Source organism: Citrobacter sp. Cpo221 (assembly GCF_030332345.1).
Taxonomy (GTDB): Bacteria; Pseudomonadota; Gammaproteobacteria; order Enterobacterales; family Enterobacteriaceae; genus Citrobacter; species Citrobacter portucalensis.
Window position 1 is genome coordinate 75,930 of sequence record NZ_JAOWIA010000043.1, and the last position, 19,854, is coordinate 95,783.

Here is a 19,854-nt window from a genome sequence, read left to right on the forward strand (position 1 = left end):
TCTCTTTATTGAAAGTAATGATGCTGGATAAATTCGCTGATGTGCCGCAGACCAGTGCGCGGCGAAAGATCATTGTTTTTGACGGCCTGTAGCGTCTGCTGGAAATAGCGGTCGAAATCAGTGCGAGCAAACAACAGATGCAGGGCTTCTTCTTCAGCCTGCTGGTGTAACCAGTCCACCGCCTGCTGCTGGCGAATTTTTTCCAGTCGACCGCTGGCGGTCAGGCACGTTTTGAAGTCGGTTATCGCCTGCCAAACCTCCTCGATACCGCGTTTTTCCAGGGCGCTACAGGTCAGGACCTGCGGCTGCCACTCGTCATATTTACGGCGCAGAATATGCAGGGCGGATTCATACATATGGCGGGCGATGGCCACGCTGGTATGGTTCTCGCCGTCGTCTTTATTGATGACGACCAGATCCGCCATTTCCATCAGGCCTTTTTTGATGCCCTGTAAATCGTCGCCACCGCCAGCGATTTGCAGTGAGATAAAGCAATCCACCATGCCTGCGACTTCGGTTTCGGACTGCCCAACGCCGACGGTTTCCACAATCACCACGTCAAAGCCAGCCGCTTCGCACAGCAGCATTAATTCCCGGGTGCGCTGGCTGGCACCGCCTAAATGACCGCTGGAAGGGACCGGGCGAATAAACGCAGATTCGGCGCGGGCCAGCTCCGTCATGCGGGTTTTATCGCCAAGAATGCTGCCGCCGCTGACCGGGCTGCTGGGATCGACGGCGATCACCGCTACCCGTAATCCGTGGTGGATAAGCAGCATGCCGAATGCTTCCAGGAAAGTGCTTTTGCCCGCGCCCGGCGTACCGGTGATCCCCAAACGCAGGGCGTTACCGGTGAACGGCATAATCGCGTCCAGCAATTGCGTACTCAGCGGCTGGTGGCGCGGGTGGTTGCTTTCGACCAGCGTCATCGCCTGGGCGAGCGTAGCCCGTTCACCGAGTCGCAAACGACGGACGGTATCTTCAAGCGTGGCGGCGTTAATCATGATGCTGACTGATACGGGTTAACACATCGCGGACGCTGTCGAGCATTGGTGTGCCGGGGCCATAAATGGCTGCCACGCCATGCTCGTGCAGAAAGTCGTAATCCTGCGGCGGAATAACACCTCCTGCTACCACGCAGATATCTTCACGCCCCCATTTTTTGAGTGCGGTAACCAGTTCCGGGATCAGCGTTTTATGGCCGGCGGCCAGCGATGAGGCACCAATCACATGCACATCGTTTTCTACCGCCAGGCGGGCGATCTCTTCCGGTGTGGAGAACATCGGGCTGAGATCGACATCAAAGCCGAGATCGGAGTAGGCGCTGGCGATCACCTTCGCGCCGCGATCGTGGCCGTCCTGACCCATCTTGGCGATCAGAATACGCGGGCGGCGGCCATTTTCCGCGAGGAACTGTTCGGTTTGCGCAACGATGGTATCGAACTCATCGGCGGATTTATCAGACTGATGATAGCTTTGCGCAATCACTCCGGTGACGCACTGGCTGGGAACCAGATACCGATCAAAAGCGACTTCCAGCGCGTCGGAGATTTCACCCAGCGTGGCGCGAACGCGGGCGGCGTTGACGGCAGCAGCCAGCAGGTTTTCATTATGTTGCGCGGCGTGGGTCAGCGCGGATAGCGCGGTCTTGACGGCATCGTTGTTGCGGGTGGCGCGGATATGTTTCAGCGAGGCAATCTGCTCGTTGCGCACCTTCACGTTGTCGATCTCCAGTACCGACGTCTCGTCTTCTTTATCCAGCTTGTACTTATTGACGCCGACGATAACGCGCTTACCCTGGTCGATCAGCGACTGTTCACGCGCGGAAGCTTCTTCGATCATCCGTTTAGGGAGCCCGGCTTCGATCGCTTTCGCCATGCCGCCTGCCTCATCAATCTGTTTGATGATCGTGCGTGCCTGCTTCACGATTTGATCGGTGAGTGACTCGACGTAATACGATCCGGCCAGCGGATCGACGGTGCGGCAGATCTCTGATTCTTCCTGAATGATGATTTGCGTATTACGCGCAATACGGGCGGAGAAATCGGTGGGCAGACCGAGCGCTTCATCAAAGGCGTTGGTATGCAGCGACTGGGTACCGCCAAGCGTAGCGCCGAGTGCTTCAATGGTAGTACGCACCACGTTGTTGTACGGGTCCTGCTCGGTCAGGCTCCAGCCGGACGTCTGGCAGTGGGTACGCAGAGCGAGAGATTTCGGGTTGGTCGCACCAAAGCTACTGACCGCTTCACTCCACAAATAGCGCGCTGCGCGCAGCATGGCGACGTTCATAAACAGATCCATGCCGATACCGAAGAAGAACGACAGGCGCGGGGCGAAATCATCTATTTTCAGTCCGGCGGAAAGTGCGGCTTTGATGTATTCAATACCGTCTGCCAGCGTAAAGGCCACCTGCTGTACGCAGTTTGCTCCGGCTTCACCCATGTGATAGCCGCTGATGCTGATGGTGTTAAAGCGCGGCATGTTGCCGGAGCACCAGGCGATGATGTCGGCGATAATGCGCATGGACGGTTTTGGTGGATAAATGTAGGTGTTACGGCACAGGTACTCTTTCAGAATATCGTTCTGAATGGTCCCGGTGAGTTGTTCCGGCGCTACACCTTGTTCTTCTGCAGCGACGATATAAAACGCCAGTACCGGCAGAACCGCGCCGTTCATGGTCATCGATACCGACATCTTATCCAGCGGGATCTGGTCGAACAGCACCTTCATATCTTCGACGGTATCGATCGCCACGCCCGCTTTGCCGACGTCACCTGCCACGCGCGGGTTGTCAGAGTCATAGCCACGATGGGTGGCAAGGTCAAAGGCGACGGAAAGCCCTTTTTGCCCGGCGGCGAGGTTGCGGCGGTAAAAGGCGTTGGACTCTTTGGCGGTAGAGAAACCAGCGTATTGACGAATGGTCCACGGCTGCGCGGTATACATGGTGGCGCGCGGGCCACGCACGTAAGGCGGCAGACCGGGAAGGGTGCCCGTGACTTCCAGATTATCGAGGTCTTCTTCGGTGTACAGCGGCTTGATGGCAATCCCTTCCGCCGTCTGTCTTTCCAGCGACTCGACGGTTTTTTCCCGTCGACTGAGTTCTTTATTGGCGAGTGTTTGCCACTCCTGCACGTTTGCCATTTTTTGCTCCGTATTACGCAATAAGTTGAATCTTTGCGAATACGGTGAGCTTTTTCATTTGGCTTGTCGCCAGCAAAAAATAGCCAACAGGGCGTCGTTTTTTGCCGCGTGGCGTGTTTGATTTTGTGATTTATTTCAAAGACGTGGCGGGAATAGCATGAAAAGAGGGTAAAAGACTTGTCGGCCGGATAGGGCGTTACGCCACCATCCGGCACTCAGAGGTTATGAGCGGTTTAATCCTGACGCAGTACGTTGTGACCATAGGCCAGCAGCGCATCGGTGACGTTGCGCATCATGCGGCTTTCCGGCGCAAAACGGTGCCAGTACAGCATCCGGCGCTGGAACAGGCCCGGCGTTAAGTCGATAAGTTCGCCGCTTTCCAGTTCTTTCTCAATCTGCAAGTGGGGGATCATGCAGCAGGTCGTTCCCTGACGCGCCAATTGAACAAAGGCTTCAGACGAGTTAACGATATGGCACGGCACGCTGCCCGGCGGCAGGTCGAAGTTTTGTTGCAGGAACGCCTGGTGCATATCATCAAGATGGTCAAACGCTACCGCTGGAGCTTTCAGCAGGGCAGAGCGGGTGACGCCGTTAGGGAAATAACGCTCGGCGAAAGGTTTAGAGCCAACAAACAGGTAGTCCAGCGCGCCGAGTTTATCCACCAGGCAGCTTGGCAGCGCCTGATGTTGAATACTCACCGCACCGACCACTTCACCACGACGCAGACGTTCCTGAGTTCGGGTTTCATCCTCAACCTGCAGGTTCAGCCGAATCGGCGAATTTGCCAGTACCGGAGCCAGCGCCGGAAGCAACCAGGTCGCCAGACTGTCGGCGTTCACCGCCAGTGAGAGCAGCAGCGGCGTCGAACCGGTTTGTTCATCACCCAGCCACTCGTCTTCGAGCAGTTCAACCTGACGCAAAAGCGCCAGTAGTTTTTGCCCCTGTTCGGTTGGGCGTGGTGGTACGGTACGCACCAGCAGCGGTTGTCCGAACATATTCTCAAGCTGTTTTATGCGCTGTGAAACCGCGGATTGCGTGATGCACAGCTTTTGCGCCGCGCGCTCAAATCCTCGTTCACGAATAACCGCATCCAGTGCTTGTAGTGTTCTGTAGTCCGGACGTTTCATTGCTTTGACGCACTCCTGAAAATTTTGCTTGTTCTGCACTATGACACAAATTTAGGTTGGGTAAAGACGAAATCCGCCGCTTGCGAGCGGGTGTGGGGACATTTTTCTGCACAATGTTCTATAATGCGCGTGAATTTTCCCACCATATTCACACCACAGGCGAAACGATCATGACGCAGGATGAACTGAAAAAAGCAGTAGGATGGGCGGCACTTCAGTATGTACAGCCCGGTACCATTGTGGGCGTAGGTACAGGTTCAACAGCCGCACACTTTATTGATGCGCTGGGCACAATGAAAGGTCAGATTGAAGGTGCGGTATCCAGTTCGGACGCTTCAACCGAAAAACTCAAAAGCCTCGGTATCCACGTGTTCGATCTTAACGAAGTGGACAGCCTCGGCGTATACGTTGACGGCGCGGATGAAATCAACGGCCACATGCAGATGATCAAGGGCGGCGGCGCAGCGTTGACCCGTGAAAAAATTATTGCTTCCGTGGCGAAGAAATTTATCTGTATTGCCGACGCGTCCAAAGAAGTCGATATTCTCGGTAACTTCCCGCTGCCGGTTGAAGTGATCCCAATGGCGCGCAGCGCTGTGGCTCGCCAGTTGGTGAAGCTGGGCGGTCGTCCTGAATACCGTCAGGGTGTAGTGACGGACAATGGTAACGTGATCCTTGATGTACACGGTCTGGAGATCCTCGATGCAGTCGCGATGGAAAACGCCATCAATGCGATTCCGGGCGTGGTAACCGTCGGTCTGTTTGCCAACCGTGGTGCGGATGTCGCGCTGATCGGTACGCCAGACGGCGTGAAAACTATCGTAAAATGATCTGACGGGAGTGTCTTCTCCCGTTAAAAAAATTTTGGCAGGGCAAATTTGGTGACTTGTGTCACGTTTATAATATTGTCCTGCCGATCTCTCCAAAGAAAAAGTTATCGCCAGTATTTTCCTCTGACATTTCTCTCTGAATGACATTTCTTCAGCACGGCGACGCAAACGTTCATATTGCCGCAATATTATTTTTTGATATGTTGAAGAGACGGATGAAAATCCCACACACAACACATCAGTTTGAACAAAAAAAGACAGGGTCGGGGAAATGGCAAAGGTATCACTGGAGAAAGATAAGATTAAATTTCTGCTGGTTGAAGGCGTGCATCAAAAAGCGCTCGAAAGCCTTCGTGCAGCAGGTTATACCAACATCGAGTTTCATAAAGGCGCTCTGGACACTGAACAACTGAAAGAGTCCATCCGTGATGCCCACTTCATTGGCCTGCGATCCCGTACCCATCTGACTGAAGATGTGATTGACGCCGCAGAGAAACTGGTCGCGATTGGCTGCTTCTGTATCGGCACCAACCAGGTTGATCTCAGCGCTGCGGCAAAGCGCGGGATCCCCGTGTTTAATGCGCCATTCTCTAACACGCGTTCCGTTGCGGAACTGGTGATTGGCGAACTGCTTCTCCTGCTACGCGGTGTACCCGAAGCGAACGCCAAAGCACACCGCGGCGTGTGGAATAAACTGGCTACCGGCTCGTTTGAAGCGCGTGGCAAAAAACTGGGGATCATCGGCTACGGCCACATTGGTACTCAGCTAGGCATTCTGGCGGAATCGCTGGGGATGCACGTCTATTTCTATGATATTGAAAATAAACTCCCGCTCGGCAACGCCACCCAGGTGCAGCATCTTTCCGACCTGCTCAATATGAGCGACGTGGTCAGTTTGCACGTACCGGAAAATGCCTCCACCAAAAATCTGATGGGCGCGCGTGAGATTGCCTTGATGAAACCAGGCGCGCTGCTGATTAACGCCGCACGCGGCACAGTTGTTGATATTCCTGCGCTGTGCGACGCGTTAGCGACCAAGCACCTGGCAGGGGCAGCAATCGACGTATTCCCAACCGAGCCGGCAACCAACAGCGATCCTTTCACTTCGCCGCTGTGTGATTTCGACAACGTGATCCTGACACCGCACATTGGTGGTTCAACGCTGGAAGCACAGGAAAACATCGGTCTGGAAGTGGCTGGGAAACTGACCAAGTATTCCGACAACGGCTCTACGCTGTCTGCAGTTAACTTCCCGGAAGTTTCGCTGCCGCTGCACGGTGGTCGTCGTCTGATGCACATTCACGAAAACCGTCCGGGCGTTTTGACCGCGCTGAACCAGATTTTTGCCGAGCAGGGCGTCAACATTGCCGCACAGTATCTGCAGACTTCCGCGCAGGTAGGTTACGTGGTTATCGATATTGAAGCGGATGAAGATGTAGCAGAGAAAGCGCTGCTGGCAATGAAAGCCCTTCCGGGAACCATTCGCGCTCGTCTGCTGTACTGATTTCCTCTACATGGGCAGGCGGTTGACCTGCCCATCTTTCCTCTGATTTCCCGGCCTCAAAATCTCCTCCTGTCACGCATACATTCTGTTTTCGAGCCTTGCCGCAATTGGCAAAAAAAGCTACCACTCCCAGATTTTGGATGGCGTCACCACCGCAGGCAGTGGGATATCCCATTCTTCGACAGGCAGCTTTTCCACTCGCTGACAATCGTGCGCGTAGCCTACGGGCTGGATCTTATGCTGCTGCCAGTTTTGCAACGTACGGTCATAAAATCCACCGCCCATACCCAGGCGTTGCCCGACCTCATCAAACGCCACTAACGGCGTAATCAGTACATCCAGCTGTGAGAGCGGCAATACGTCACGTACATCAAGCCGTGGTTCCTGGATCTTTAAGCGATTGGTTACCAGGTCGCTGTGCGGATGATAGTGCAGGAACAGCAGGTTGCCAGGGCTGAAGGGATGAAGAACCGGAAGATAGACGCGCTTGCCCGCTCGCCACAGCTGATCTATTAGCGGCTGGGTATCGAGTTCGCCATCGAACGAGAGGAATACCGCCACGGTATGAGCGAGTACAACAGGGGGATAACTGAGCATTCGGGTCGCGGCTTGCTGACCGTATTGTCGTTGCTGTTCGGAAGTAAGCGCACGACGACGCTGCCGAATCAGTTGACGGATTTCTTGCCGGGATAAAGGGAGTTCAGAAAGTAATGTCATGGCTGTTGCCAGGTAGAAGGGAATCTCCGAGATGCCGCCGCAGGCTGTAACCCTTGAACCCTTGGTTCAAGGTGAATGCGTCGTCACAGTTTTAAGGCTTCTCGGACGGGCCGAGCATGCTCACCAACCGTGGAGCGCCACATTCTTGTGGTATGAAATATCGGCTCAGGGGACTGGCCCGCTTGCAAACACCTCAGAGAAATTTTGTCTTCACGGTCACTCTACCACAGTAAACCGAAAAGTGTTATTCAAAGTTTTGGCCCGTTTTTTCGGTTATGCGACCCTGATCAAGCAACGCCTGTTCGATGGTCTGTTGTAGCATCCGAATACGTTGTTCCATGCTCGCCGCGTACTCACGCGTCTTCGCTTTTTCCTGAGTTAATTCATAGCTGATGTTCAACGCGGCGATGAAAACCAACTGCTCAGTATTTGTGACTCTAGTGCGAACTTTCAGATCTTGCAATCGCTGATTGAGATCGTCCGCAGCCTGATTCAACGCATCCCTTTGTTCAGGCGGGCAATTCACTCGCAGTGAACGGCCAAATATTTGGATATCGACGGGTTGTGCAGACATGCCACCTTCCTGCTGATTGACTGCGCTGCCTTCGTCTCCAGACCGTGGGTCCGCGAAGGGGCGACACTATAGCTACCCTGGTATCAAGATACAAGCCCTTTTCTGGTCCACCAGGGTCCAAAGTGGTAGCATACCATGAATATTCCTCCCTTTGATGACGAATGCTTATGTCTATACAGAACGAAATGCCTGGTTACAACGAAGTTAGCCAGTTTTTGAACCAACAAGGGGCTGGATTAACCCCGGCCGAAATGCACGGCTTGATAAGCGGAATGATTTGCGGCGGAAATAACGACAGCTCATGGCAGCCGCTGCTGCACGACCTGACGAACGAAGGTCTGGCCTTTGGTCACGAGCTGGCTCAGGCGCTGCTGAAAATGCACTCAGCCACCAGTGATGCCCTCGAAGACGACGGCTTCCTTTTTCAGCTTTATCTGCCTGAAGGGGATGACGTCAGCGTGTTCGATCGCGCCGATGCGCTGGCGGGATGGGTAAACCACTTTTTACTGGGCCTTGGCGTCACGCAACCGAAGCTCGACAAAGTGACCGGCGAAACCGGGGAAGCGATTGACGACCTGCGCAATATCGCTCAATTGGGATATGACGAAGACGAAGATCAGGAAGAGCTGGAAATGTCGCTCGAAGAGATCATCGAATACGTGCGCGTAGCCGCCTTGCTGTGTCATGACACGTTTACGCGTCAGCAGCCGACCGCGCCGGAAGTCCGTAAACCGACTCTGCACTAAGAACGAAACGCAAAGGAGAGTGTGATGAGCGAGATATCTCAGCAAGAATTCCAGCGTCGTCGCCAGGCTTTACTGGCACAAATGCAGCCCGGCAGCGCCGCGCTGATTTTTGCCGCACCGGAAACGACGCGTAGCGCGGACAGTGAATACCCTTACCGCCAAAGCAGTGATTTCTGGTACTTCACCGGTTTTAACGAACCTGAAGCCGTGCTGGTGCTGATCAAAAGTGATGACACTCATAACCACAGCGTTTTGTTCAATCGGGTTCGCGATCTGACGGCGGAGATCTGGTTTGGCCGCCGTCTGGGCCAGGATGCTGCCCCGGTAAAACTTGGCGTTGACCGGGCGCTGGCCTTCAGTGAAATCAATCAACAGCTGTATTTGCTGCTCAATGGTCTGGACGCGGTATACCACGCCCAGGGCGAGTATGCCTGGGCCGACGAGATTGTGTGCACGGCGCTGGATAAACTGCGCAAAGGCTCCAGACAAAATCTGCACGCGCCTGCCGCGATTATCGACTGGCGTCCGATGGTGCATGAAATGCGCCTGTTCAAATCACCGGAAGAAATCGCGGTCATGCGTCGTGCCGGAGAAATCACCGCACTGGCGCATACCCGCGCGATGGAAAAATGCCGTCCGGGAATGTTTGAATACCAGTTAGAAGGGGAGATTCACCATGAATTTACCCGTCATGGCGCGCGTTATCCGTCCTATAACACGATTGTCGGCAGCGGTGAAAACGGCTGTATCCTGCATTACACCGAAAATGAAAGTGAAATGCGCGATGGCGATTTGGTGCTGATTGACGCTGGCTGTGAATACAAAGGCTATGCGGGTGACATTACGCGGACCTTCCCGGTAAACGGCAAATTTACCCCAGCACAGCGTGAAATCTACGATATCGTGCTGGAATCCTTAGAGACCAGCCTGCGTCTGTATCGTCCCGGAACGTCCATTCAGGAAGTCACTGGCGAAGTGGTGCGTATCATGATTACGGGGCTGGTGAAGCTTGGCATTCTGCACGGTGATGTCGATCAGTTGATTACTGAAAATGCGCATCGCCCATTCTTTATGCATGGTCTAAGCCACTGGCTGGGTCTGGATGTGCACGATGTCGGCGTTTATGGTCAGGACCGCTCACGCATTCTTGAGCCGGGAATGGTACTCACCGTCGAACCGGGACTGTATATCGCGCCGGATGCTGATGTACCACCGGCTTATCGTGGTATCGGCATTCGTATTGAGGATGACATCCTCATCACCGAGGACGGCAATGAAAACCTGACCGCCAGCGTAGTGAAGAAAGCTGATGACATTGAAGCCTTAATGGCTGCGGCGCGACTGCAATGAGTGTGATTATCGTTGGTGGTGGTATGGTTGGCGCGACGCTGGCGCTGGCCATTTCTCAGCTCAGCCATGGGACTCTGCCGGTTCATCTGATAGAAGCGAGCGAACCTGAAACTGACCGCCATCCCGGGTTTGACGCCCGGGCGATCGCGCTGGCGGCAGGAACCTGCCAACAGCTGGCACGAATTGGCGTATGGCAGGCGATTGCCGATTGCGCAACGGCCATTAAAACGGTTCACGTCAGCGATCGCGGCCATGCCGGATTTGTGACGCTGGATGCGCAGGAATACCGTATTCCAGCTCTGGGCCAGGTGGTAGAACTGCACGACGTCGGGCTGCGTCTGTTTGCGCTGCTGCGCAAAGCACCGGGTGTCACATTGCACTGCCCCGACCGCGTAGCCAGCGTGTCGCGCACGCAGGATCGCGTTGAAGTGACGCTGGAGAATGGCGAGATGATTACCGGTCGCCTGCTGGTGGCTGCTGACGGCACGCGTTCCGCACTGGCGACTGCCTGCGGTGTTGACTGGCTGCAACAGCCTTATGAACAACTGGCGGTGATTGCCAACGTCACGACCTCTGTACCGCACGACGGGCGAGCGTTTGAACGCTTCACGCAATATGGCCCGCTGGCAATGCTGCCAATGTCTGACGGTCGCTGCTCGCTGGTGTGGTGCCATCCACTGGAGCAGCGTGATGAGATCATGACCTGGTCCGACGAACAGTTTTGCCGTGAACTACAAACCGCTTTTGGCTGGCGACTGGGACGTATTACCCAGGCTGGTAAACGCAGCGCTTATCCGCTTTCGTTAACTACGGCGCTGAAGGCGATTACCCATCGTACCGTGCTGGTAGGGAACGCCGCCCAGACGCTGCATCCCATTGCCGGGCAAGGTTTCAACCTTGGCCTGCGCGATGTAATGAGCCTTGCTGAGACGCTGACGCAGGCGCAAAACGGCGCGGAAGATGTCGGTGATTATGCGGTGCTGGCACGTTATCAGCAGCGCCGCGAGCGCGATCGCGAGACGACGATTGGTGTGACCAACAATTTAGTGTATTTGTTTGCCAATCACTGGGCCCCGCTGGTTGTTGGGCGCAATGTCGGGTTGATGGCGATGGAATTATTCACCCCTGCGCGCGATGCGCTGGCGGAGCGGACCCTGGGTTGGGTTGCACGATAAATATGACCTGTAGGTCGGATAAGGCAACGCCGACATCCGGCAAGGGTCCCCGCAAAAATGCCTGATGGCGCTGCGCTTATCAGGCCTACGGATTACAGGTTTCGAGGTATAAACAGTGCAAAGTGTTGATGTAGCAATTGTTGGTGGCGGCATGGTGGGACTGGCGGTTGCCTGCGGCCTGCAGGGCAGCGGGTTGCGCGTTGCGGTGTTAGAACAACATGTTCCGCAGCCGTTGGCGGCGGATGCTCCTCCTCAGCTTCGCGTTTCGGCCATTAATGCAGCCAGCGAAAAACTGCTTACCCGTCTTGGCGTCTGGTCCGACATTGTTGCTCGTCGCGCTTGCTGCTACCACGGCATGGAAGTCTGGGACAAAGACAGCTTTGGACGTATTGCGTTTGATGACCAGAGCATGGGCTACAGCCATTTGGGTCACATCGTTGAAAACTCAGAAATCCATTATGCACTGTGGCAAAAGGCGCAGCGTTCAGCGGATATTACGCTGATGGCGCCAGCTGAAATACAGCAGGTGGCCTGGGGCGAGAACGAGGCATTTCTGAGCCTCAAAGATGGCACAATGCTGACAGCGCGTCTGGTCGTCGGTGCCGATGGCGCTAATTCCTGGCTGCGCAATAAAGCGGACATTCCGCTCACCTTCTGGGACTACCGTCATCATGCGCTGGTGGCGACTATCCGTACGCAGGAAGCTCACGGTGCGGTTGCGCGTCAGGCGTTTCATGGCGAGGGGATTCTGGCATTCCTGCCACTCAGCGATCCGCACCTGTGCTCTATCGTCTGGTCGCTCTCGCCGCAGGAAGCAGAACGTATGCAGCAGGCAAGCGTTGACGAGTTTAATCAGGCGCTGAATATCGCCTTTGATAATCGTCTGGGGCTGTGCAGCCTTGAAAGCGAACGTCAGGCGTTTCCGCTGACGGGACGTTATGCCCGCCAGTTCGCGGCCCATCGTCTGGCGCTGGTGGGGGATGCGGCGCATACCATCCACCCGCTGGCGGGTCAGGGGGTTAACCTTGGCTTTATGGATGCGGCGGAACTGATCGATGAGCTTAAGCGGCTACAGCGTCAGGGAAAAGATATTGGTCAGTATCTCTATTTACGCCGCTACGAGCGCAGCCGTAAGCATAGCGCAGCGCTGATGCTGGCGGGGATGCAGGGTTTCCGTGAACTGTTTGCAGGCGAGAATCCGGCGAAAAAACTGCTACGCGATATTGGGCTGAAACTGGCCGATACCCTCCCGGGCGTAAAACCACAACTCATCCGTCAGGCGATGGGACTGAACGATCTTCCCGAGTGGTTACGTTAGTGTCCGTAAGGACAATCTTAAGAGTTTGAGACCCGTCACACTTTCCTCTCCCGGCTTTCGCGCCGGGGTGCTTCTCTCATTTGAAATAATCTAATTCCACTCCTTTTTTCGCATTAGTTTTTCTAATTTTACGTTTTTTTCATAACGCCATTTTTGACATTTTTTCCACATTTAATATGGATTGGTGCTGTAATTTTGCGCTTATATTCGTTTGTTGTTCTGATTAATTGTTATGTGTATGGAGTTTTATTCTGTTAGCGATCTGGCTGTTTTTCGCCATAAGCTAATGTGATGGTTAATTTTGACTTATGGTTTAGCGTCTGTTTCGGTGGTAAGTTCAGGACAAAGAGAACGTTTGCGTCGTAGCCCCTGGAGCGGCTGCGGTGCTGGGTTTCGTGGCGAAAATTTCACCGCGAAAGAGTTGGTAGCCCCGCTTATTCAACGAGGAAAAGATGGCTCAACAGACTCCTTTGTACGAACAACACACGCTATGTGGCGCGCGCATGGTCGATTTCCATGGCTGGATGATGCCACTGCATTACGGTTCTCAGCTCGATGAACACCATGCTGTTCGCACCGACGCCGGAATGTTTGATGTGTCGCATATGACCATCGTCGACCTGCGCGGTAGCCGCACCCGGGAGTTCTTGCGTTATCTGCTGGCAAACGACGTCGCGAAGCTAACGAAGACGGGTAAAGCCCTCTACTCCGGGATGCTCAACGCTTCGGGCGGCGTGATAGATGACCTGATTGTCTACTACTTCACTGAAGATTTCTTCCGCCTCGTTGTAAACTCCGCCACCCGCGAAAAAGACCTCTCCTGGATTACCCAACACGCTGAACCTTACGCCATCGACATCACCGTTCGTGACGACCTGTCGCTGATTGCGGTGCAGGGTCCAAACGCGCAGGAAAAAGCAGCTACGTTGTTTACTGACGAGCAGCGTCATGCGGTTGAAGGCATGAAGCCGTTTTTCGGCGTTCAGGCAGGTGATTTGTTTATCGCAACCACCGGTTATACCGGCGAAGCAGGTTATGAAATTGCCATGCCGAATGAAAAGGCGGCAGATTTCTGGCGTGCGCTGGTTCAGGCTGGTGTCAAACCTTGCGGTCTCGGCGCGCGTGACACCCTGCGTCTGGAAGCGGGTATGAACCTGTATGGCCAGGAGATGGACGAAGGTATTTCTCCGCTGGCGGCCAACATGGGCTGGACCATCGCGTGGGAACCGGCTGACCGCGACTTTATTGGTCGTGAAGCGCTGGAAATGCAGCGTGAAAAAGGCCACGAACAGCTGGTCGGGCTGGTGATGACTGAGAAGGGCGTGCTGCGTAATGAACTGCCGGTGCGTTTCACCGATGCTTCTGGCAACCAGCATGAAGGCATTATCACCAGTGGCACATTCTCCCCAACCCTGGGTTACAGCATTGCGTTGGCGCGTGTGCCTGCGGGTATCGGTGAGACTGCGATCGTACAGATCCGTAACCGTGAAATGCCGGTAAAAGTGACTAAACCTGTTTTTGTGCGTAACGGCAAAGCCGTCGCGTAATTCATCCTTTTTTGGAGATTGATTGATGAGCAACGTACCTGCAGAACTGAAATACAGCAAAGAACACGAATGGCTGCGCAAAGAAGCTGACGGCTCTTACACCGTTGGTATCACCGAACACGCTCAGGAGCTGTTAGGTGACATGGTTTTCGTTGACCTGCCAGAAGTTGGCGCCACCGTCAGCGCGGGCGATGATTGCGCCGTTGCGGAGTCCGTAAAAGCGGCATCCGATATCTATGCGCCAGTAGGCGGTGAGATTGTTGCGGTTAACGATGCGCTCAGCGACTCCCCGGAACTGGTCAACAGCGAACCGTATGCGGGTGGCTGGATTTTCAAAATCAAAGCCAGCGATGAAAGCGAAATTGAATCGCTGTTGGATGCGACCGCATACGAAGCTTTGTTAGAAGACGAGTAAATACGCTTTTGCCGGATGGCGCTGCGCTTATCCGGCCTACAAAGCATGCGTAGGCCCGGTAAGCGTCAGCGCCACCGGGCAATTGAGTTAGAGACCATCACGATTCACTGCACGTTTCAGGAACCATCGCCCATGACACAGACGTTAAGCCAGCTTGAAAACAGCGGCGCTTTCATTGAACGCCACATCGGACCGGACGCCGCGCAGCAGCAAGAGATGCTGAATGCGGTTGGCGCCGAGTCGTTAAACGCGCTGATCGGCCAGATTGTGCCGAAAGACATTCAGCTCGCAACCCCGCCACAGGTGGGCGAGGCGGCGACCGAATACGCTGCGCTGGCTGAATTAAAAGCCATCGCCGGGCGTAACAAGCGCTTCACGTCCTACATTGGCATGGGCTACACCGCCGTGCAGTTGCCACCGGTTATTCAGCGTAACATGCTGGAAAACCCAGGCTGGTACACCGCATATACGCCGTATCAGCCGGAAGTCTCCCAGGGACGACTGGAAGCTTTGCTGAACTTCCAACAGGTCACACTGGACCTGACGGGCCTGGATATGGCTTCTGCTTCTCTGCTGGATGAAGCCACTGCGGCTGCTGAAGCCATGGCGATGGCCAAACGTGTCAGCAAACTGAAAAATGCCAACCGTTTCTTTGTGGCGGCTGATGTTCACCCGCAAACGCTGGACGTGGTTCGCACCCGTGCAGAAACCTTTGGCTTTGACGTCATTGTTGATGACGCGGCGAAAGCTCTGGATCACCAGGATGTGTTTGGCGTGCTGTTGCAGCAGGTTGGCACCACCGGTGAAGTGCACGACTACAGCAAACTGATTGCCGAGCTGAAATCCCGTAAAGTTGTGGTCAGTGTCGCTGCCGACTTTATGGCGCTGGTACTGCTGACTGCACCGGGCAAACAGGGCGCGGATATTGTTTTCGGCTCTGCGCAACGCTTCGGCGTTCCGATGGGTTACGGCGGCCCACACGCGGCATTCTTCGCCGCTAAAGACGAATTCAAACGCTCCATGCCAGGCCGTATTATCGGCGTATCGAAAGATGCGGCGGGCAATACCGCACTGCGCATGGCGATGCAGACTCGCGAGCAGCATATCCGCCGCGAGAAAGCGAACTCCAACATTTGTACCTCTCAGGTTCTGCTGGCCAACATCGCCAGCCTGTATGCCGTTTATCATGGTCCGGTTGGCCTGAAACGTATCGCTAATCGCATCCACCGCCTGACTGATATTCTGGCGGCCGGTCTGCAGCAGAAAGGGCTGAAGCTGCGCCATGCGCACTACTTCGACACTCTGTGTGTTGAAGTGGCCGACAAAGCGGCTGTTCTGGCGCGTGCCGAAGCGGCAGAAATCAACCTGCGTAGCGATATCCATAACGCGGTAGGTATTACGCTTGATGAAACCACCAGCCGTGAAAACGTGGTGCAGTTGTTCAATGTTCTGCTGGGCGACAGCCACGGTTTGAATATCGATACGCTGGATAAAGATGTGGCGCTCGACAGCCGTTCCATTCAGGACAGCATGCTGCGTGACGATGCGATCCTCAGCCATCCGGTGTTTAATCGCTATCACAGCGAAACCGAGATGATGCGCTACATGCACTCGCTGGAGCGCAAAGATCTGGCGCTGAACCAGGCAATGATCCCGCTGGGTTCTTGCACCATGAAGCTGAACGCTGCCGCCGAGATGATCCCTATCACCTGGCCGGAATTCGCTGAACTTCACCCGTTCTGCCCGCCAGAGCAGGCAGAAGGTTATCACCAGATGATCGGCCAGCTTTCCGAGTGGCTGGTAAAACTGACCGGTTATGACGCCGTCTGCATGCAGCCGAACTCCGGCGCGCAGGGCGAGTATGCGGGTCTGCTGGCGATTCGTCACTATCACGAAAGCCGTAACGAAGGCCATCGCGATATCTGTCTGATCCCGGCTTCTGCCCACGGCACCAATCCGGCATCCGCACAGATGGCGGGGATGCAGGTAGTGGTTGTCGCCTGTGATAAGAACGGCAACATTGACCTGGACGATCTGCGAGCAAAAGCAGAACAACATGCTGCGAACCTCTCCTGCATCATGGTGACCTATCCGTCTACTCACGGCGTGTATGAAGAAACGATCCGTGAAGTGTGCGACGTTGTACACCAGTTTGGCGGCCAGGTTTACCTTGATGGCGCGAACATGAACGCTCAGGTTGGGATCACCACGCCAGGCTTTATCGGCGCAGATGTCTCGCACCTCAACCTGCATAAAACATTCTGCATTCCGCACGGCGGCGGCGGCCCAGGTATGGGACCGATTGGCGTCAAATCACATTTGGCACCGTTCGTACCGGGTCACAGCGTAGTGCAGATTGAAGGAATGCTCACTCGTCAGGGCGCAGTTTCTGCGGCGCCGTTCGGTAGCGCATCTATTCTGCCAATCAGCTGGATGTACATCCGTATGATGGGCGCAGAAGGTCTGAAGCAGGCAAGCCAGGTGGCGATCCTTAATGCTAACTACATTGCCAGCCGTCTGAAAGATGCTTATCCGGTACTGTATACCGGTCGCGACGGTCGCGTGGCGCATGAATGTATTCTCGACATTCGCCCACTGAAAGAAGAGACCGGCATCAGCGAACTGGATATTGCCAAGCGTCTGATCGATTACGGTTTCCATGCGCCGACTATGTCATTCCCGGTCGCGGGTACCCTGATGGTTGAACCGACTGAATCTGAAAGCAAAGTGGAACTTGATCGCTTTATCAATGCGATGCTGGCAATCCGCGCTGAAATCGATCGCGTGAAAGCCGGTGAATGGTCACTGGAAGATAACCCGCTGGTTAACTCGCCGCACACGCAAAACGAGCTTGTCGCGGAGTGGAATCACGGTTATAGCCGCGAAATCGCCGTCTTCCCGGCTGGTGTGGCGAACAAATACTGGCCGACCGTGAAACGCCTTGATGATGTTTACGGTGACCGTAACCTGTTCTGCTCCTGCGTGCCGATGAGCGAATATCAGTAACTTTTCCGCGCAGTAAAGCTTTTGTAGGCCGGGTAAGGCGAAGTCGCCTCCCGGCTTTTTCATATCTGGAGGTATCCATGGGAATCGTACTGGTTACTGGCGGCAGTCGCGGCATCGGGCGGGCAACCGCGCTGCAGTTAGCGCAAGAGGGTTACACGGTTGCGATTAACTTTCATCACAATATCCGTGCGGCAACGGAGGTGGTGAATACTATTGTCGCTGCCGGGGGAAAGGCGTTTGCTCTACGGGCTGATATCAGCGATGAAAGCCAGGTTGTGGCAATGTTTGAATCTATTGACCGCGAAGGTGAACCACTGATTGCGTTAGTGAATAATGCCGGGATTTTGTTTGAACAGAGCACGGTGGAAAGCCTAACCGCTGAAAGAATTAACCGCGTGCTGGCGACCAATGTTACCGGCTATTTTTTGTGTTGTCGGGAAGCGGTAAAGCGGATGTCGTTCAAACACGGAGGGCAAGGCGGGGCGATTGTGAATGTCTCTTCGGCTGCATCACGGCTTGGTGCGCCATTCGAATATGTTGATTACGCAGCTTCAAAAGGCGCTGTGGACACGCTCACCACCGGCCTTGCGCTGGAGGTTGCGGCGCAAGGGATCCGCGTAAACTGCGTGCGACCTGGTCTTATCTACACTGAAATGCACGCATCAGGCGGCGAGCCGGGAAGGGTCGATCGCGTGAAATCGATGTTGCCTATGCAGCGCGGCGGACAGCCGGAGGAGGTCGCGCAGGCGATTACCTGGCTGCTGAGCGAGAAGGCGTCCTACGTAACGGGAAGTTTTCTGGAACTGGCGGGCGGGAAGTAGGATTTAATCGCCGGATGGCGCTATACTTATCCGGCCTACGGGAATTTAATCTGTAGGCTGGATAAGGCGTTTACGCCGCCATCCGGCAAAAAATCAAAGTTTCTCGCCGTTGCTGGCAATCACCTCTTTGTACCAGTTAAAACTTTTCTTGCGTGAACGCGACATATCGCCGGTGCCGTCGTCGTGTTTGTTCACGTAGATAAAGCCGTAACGTTTGCTGTACTGACCTGTGGTGAACGAGACACAGTCGATGCAGCCCCACGGCGTGTAGCCCATCAGGTCTACGCCATCATAGGTTACCGCTTTCATCATCTCTTCAACGTGGGCGCGTAAATAGTCGATGCGATAGTCGTCGTTGATGCTGCCGTCTTCTTCCACTTTGTCGTAGGCTCCAAATCCGTTTTCTACGATAAATAGCGGTTTCTGATAGCGCTCATACAGTTCACATAAGGCGTAACGCAGACCGACCGGATCAATCTGCCAGCCCCAGTCGGACGCTTTTACGTGCGGGTTCGGTACGCTGCCCTCAAAACCAGAAATGGCATCGCCGCTGCCGCCTTCCGCTTTTACCGCGTTGGTCATGTAGTAACTGAATCCGAGATAGTCACAGGTGCCTTCACGCAGGATTTGCTCATCTCCGGCTTCCATTCGGATATTGAATTCGCGGCGTTCCCACTCGTTCAGTACATATGATGGATAGTAGCCGCGCAGTTGAACGTCGGTGAAAACGTAGCGCTCACGCATCGATTCCTGCGCGAACATCACATCTTCAGGCTTACAGGAGAACGGGTACAGTGGCACCATCGCCAGCATGCAGCCGACTTTCATTTCCGGGTTGATGCGGCGTGCGGCTTTCACTGCCAGAGCGCTGGCCACGAACTGGTGATGCAGCACCTGGTACATGGTTTCTTCCGGGTTTTCATGCTCGGTATACACCACGCCGGAGCAGCAATAACCAAACAGCGGTGCGCGCCAGTTGCGCTGGTTATTGATCTCGTTAAAGGTCATCCAGTATTTGACCTTGTGCTTGTAGCGCTCAAAAACGACTTCAGCAAATCGGACAAAGAAATCGACGACTTTACGATTGGTCCAGCTACCGTACTGTTGAACCAGATGCAGCGGCATTTCAAAGTGGGAAAGGGTGATGACCGGTTCAATGTTGTACTTCAGCAGTTCATCGAACATGTCGTCGTAGAACTTTAGCCCTTCTTCATTCGGCTGGGTTTCGTCCCCTTTGGGGAAGATACGGGTCCAGGCGATTGAGGTACGGAAGCATTTGAAGCCCATCTCGGCAAACAGCTTGATGTCTTCTTTGTAATGACCGTAAAAATCGACAGCTTCGTGGTTGGGGTAGTACTTACCGGGTTCAACTTCCTGAGTGATTTCTCGCGGAACGCCGTGTGCCCCTCCGGTCAGTACGTCGCAAATGCTGGGGCCTTTGCCACCTTTGTTCCAGCCGCCTTCAACCTGGTGCGCCGCAACCGCGCCACCCCATAAAAAATCTTTTGGTAAGGTAAGTTTTTTCATCTGCGCTCAGTCTCAAATTAATACAATCTGATTTTGAGTCTAACAAAGGAAAGATAAAT

Annotated in this window: 16 protein-coding genes and 1 other RNA gene; 10 read left to right on the forward strand and 7 right to left on the reverse strand. The window is 54.6% G+C overall.

Translation table 11 applies throughout. The features are described 5' to 3' along the window. Positions 1 to 5: 5 nt before the first annotated feature. From meaB to argP, 3 genes are all read right to left on the reverse strand, one after another. Positions 6 to 1,001: a methylmalonyl Co-A mutase-associated GTPase MeaB gene (gene meaB, locus OGY72_RS09045; protein WP_286547597.1), complete on the reverse strand. Its 996-nt coding sequence runs from the start codon at positions 999 to 1,001 to the stop codon at positions 6 to 8. Beyond that, positions 994 to 3,138 carry a methylmalonyl-CoA mutase gene (scpA, locus tag OGY72_RS09050; RefSeq protein ID WP_286547599.1) on the reverse strand — a complete coding sequence of 715 codons (2,145 nt, stop codon included), beginning with the start codon at positions 3,136 to 3,138 and terminating at the stop codon, positions 994 to 996. Before scpA ends, meaB begins: the two co-directional genes overlap by 8 nt. A 233-nt stretch (positions 3,139 to 3,371) precedes the next feature. Then, positions 3,372 to 4,265, reverse strand: a complete 894-nt coding sequence (argP, locus tag OGY72_RS09055) for a DNA-binding transcriptional regulator ArgP (protein WP_003825477.1) — start codon at positions 4,263 to 4,265, stop codon at positions 3,372 to 3,374. A gap of 170 nt (positions 4,266 to 4,435) precedes the next feature. Between argP and rpiA the strand changes: the two genes are divergently transcribed. Together rpiA and serA are read left to right on the forward strand one after the other, a co-directional pair. Beyond that, positions 4,436 to 5,095, forward strand: a complete 660-nt coding sequence (gene rpiA / locus OGY72_RS09060; protein WP_003026986.1) for a ribose-5-phosphate isomerase RpiA — start codon at positions 4,436 to 4,438, stop codon at positions 5,093 to 5,095. Between the two features lie 271 nt (positions 5,096 to 5,366). After that, complete coding sequence (gene serA / locus OGY72_RS09065; RefSeq protein WP_003825480.1) at positions 5,367 to 6,599, forward strand: phosphoglycerate dehydrogenase; 1,233 nt, start codon at positions 5,367 to 5,369, stop codon at positions 6,597 to 6,599. Between the two features lie 120 nt (positions 6,600 to 6,719). Here serA and OGY72_RS09070 read toward each other — a convergent pair whose 3' ends face one another. The 3 genes from OGY72_RS09070 to zapA form a co-directional block, all read right to left on the reverse strand. Continuing rightward, a complete protein-coding gene (locus OGY72_RS09070; protein WP_003825482.1) occupies positions 6,720 to 7,316 on the reverse strand; it encodes a 5-formyltetrahydrofolate cyclo-ligase in 597 nt (198 codons plus the stop codon). Positions 7,317 to 7,335: 19 nt separating this feature from the next. Next, a non-coding RNA gene (gene ssrS / locus OGY72_RS09075) (6S RNA) lies at positions 7,336 to 7,519 on the reverse strand. A 41-nt stretch (positions 7,520 to 7,560) separates the two neighbouring features. Next, a complete protein-coding gene (gene zapA / locus OGY72_RS09080) occupies positions 7,561 to 7,890 on the reverse strand; it encodes a cell division protein ZapA (protein ID WP_003026980.1) in 330 nt (109 codons plus the stop codon). A gap of 167 nt (positions 7,891 to 8,057) precedes the next feature. Between zapA and OGY72_RS09085 the strand changes: the two genes are divergently transcribed. The 8 genes from OGY72_RS09085 to OGY72_RS09120 all read left to right on the forward strand — a co-directional run bounded on the left by OGY72_RS09085 (position 8,058) and on the right by OGY72_RS09120 (position 18,268). Beyond that, entirely contained in the window at positions 8,058 to 8,636 is a 579-nt protein-coding gene (locus OGY72_RS09085) for a YecA/YgfB family protein (protein ID WP_003026978.1), read from the forward strand. Between the two features lie 24 nt (positions 8,637 to 8,660). Continuing rightward, the gene (gene pepP, locus OGY72_RS09090) at positions 8,661 to 9,986 is read left to right on the forward strand and encodes a Xaa-Pro aminopeptidase (RefSeq protein ID WP_148361497.1); all 1,326 of its coding nucleotides are present in this window, start codon (positions 8,661 to 8,663) and stop codon (positions 9,984 to 9,986) included. After that, positions 9,983 to 11,161, forward strand: a complete 1,179-nt coding sequence (ubiH, locus tag OGY72_RS09095; protein WP_126317436.1) for a 2-octaprenyl-6-methoxyphenyl hydroxylase — start codon at positions 9,983 to 9,985, stop codon at positions 11,159 to 11,161. The genes pepP and ubiH overlap by 4 nt, the downstream gene beginning before the upstream one ends. A gap of 115 nt (positions 11,162 to 11,276) precedes the next feature. Continuing rightward, positions 11,277 to 12,479 (forward strand): FAD-dependent 2-octaprenylphenol hydroxylase, encoded by a 1,203-nt coding sequence (gene ubiI, locus OGY72_RS09100; RefSeq protein ID WP_148361499.1) that lies wholly within the window; start codon positions 11,277 to 11,279, stop codon positions 12,477 to 12,479. A gap of 452 nt (positions 12,480 to 12,931) precedes the next feature. Beyond that, a complete protein-coding gene (gcvT, locus tag OGY72_RS09105) occupies positions 12,932 to 14,026 on the forward strand; it encodes a glycine cleavage system aminomethyltransferase GcvT (RefSeq protein ID WP_003825494.1) in 1,095 nt (364 codons plus the stop codon). Between the two features lie 25 nt (positions 14,027 to 14,051). After that, a complete protein-coding gene (gcvH, locus tag OGY72_RS09110; RefSeq protein ID WP_003026965.1) occupies positions 14,052 to 14,441 on the forward strand; it encodes a glycine cleavage system protein GcvH in 390 nt (129 codons plus the stop codon). A 132-nt stretch (positions 14,442 to 14,573) separates the two neighbouring features. Continuing rightward, positions 14,574 to 17,447, forward strand: coding sequence for an aminomethyl-transferring glycine dehydrogenase (gcvP, locus tag OGY72_RS09115; protein ID WP_286547602.1), 2,874 nt, complete (start codon positions 14,574 to 14,576; stop codon positions 17,445 to 17,447). A 77-nt stretch (positions 17,448 to 17,524) separates the two neighbouring features. Next, complete coding sequence (locus OGY72_RS09120) at positions 17,525 to 18,268, forward strand: SDR family oxidoreductase (protein WP_286547604.1); 744 nt, start codon at positions 17,525 to 17,527, stop codon at positions 18,266 to 18,268. A gap of 93 nt (positions 18,269 to 18,361) precedes the next feature. Here the strand turns inward: OGY72_RS09120 and bglA are convergent, their stop codons facing one another. Then, positions 18,362 to 19,795: a 6-phospho-beta-glucosidase BglA gene (bglA, locus tag OGY72_RS09125; protein ID WP_079938634.1), complete on the reverse strand. Its 1,434-nt coding sequence runs from the start codon at positions 19,793 to 19,795 to the stop codon at positions 18,362 to 18,364. Positions 19,796 to 19,854 lie beyond the last annotated feature (59 nt).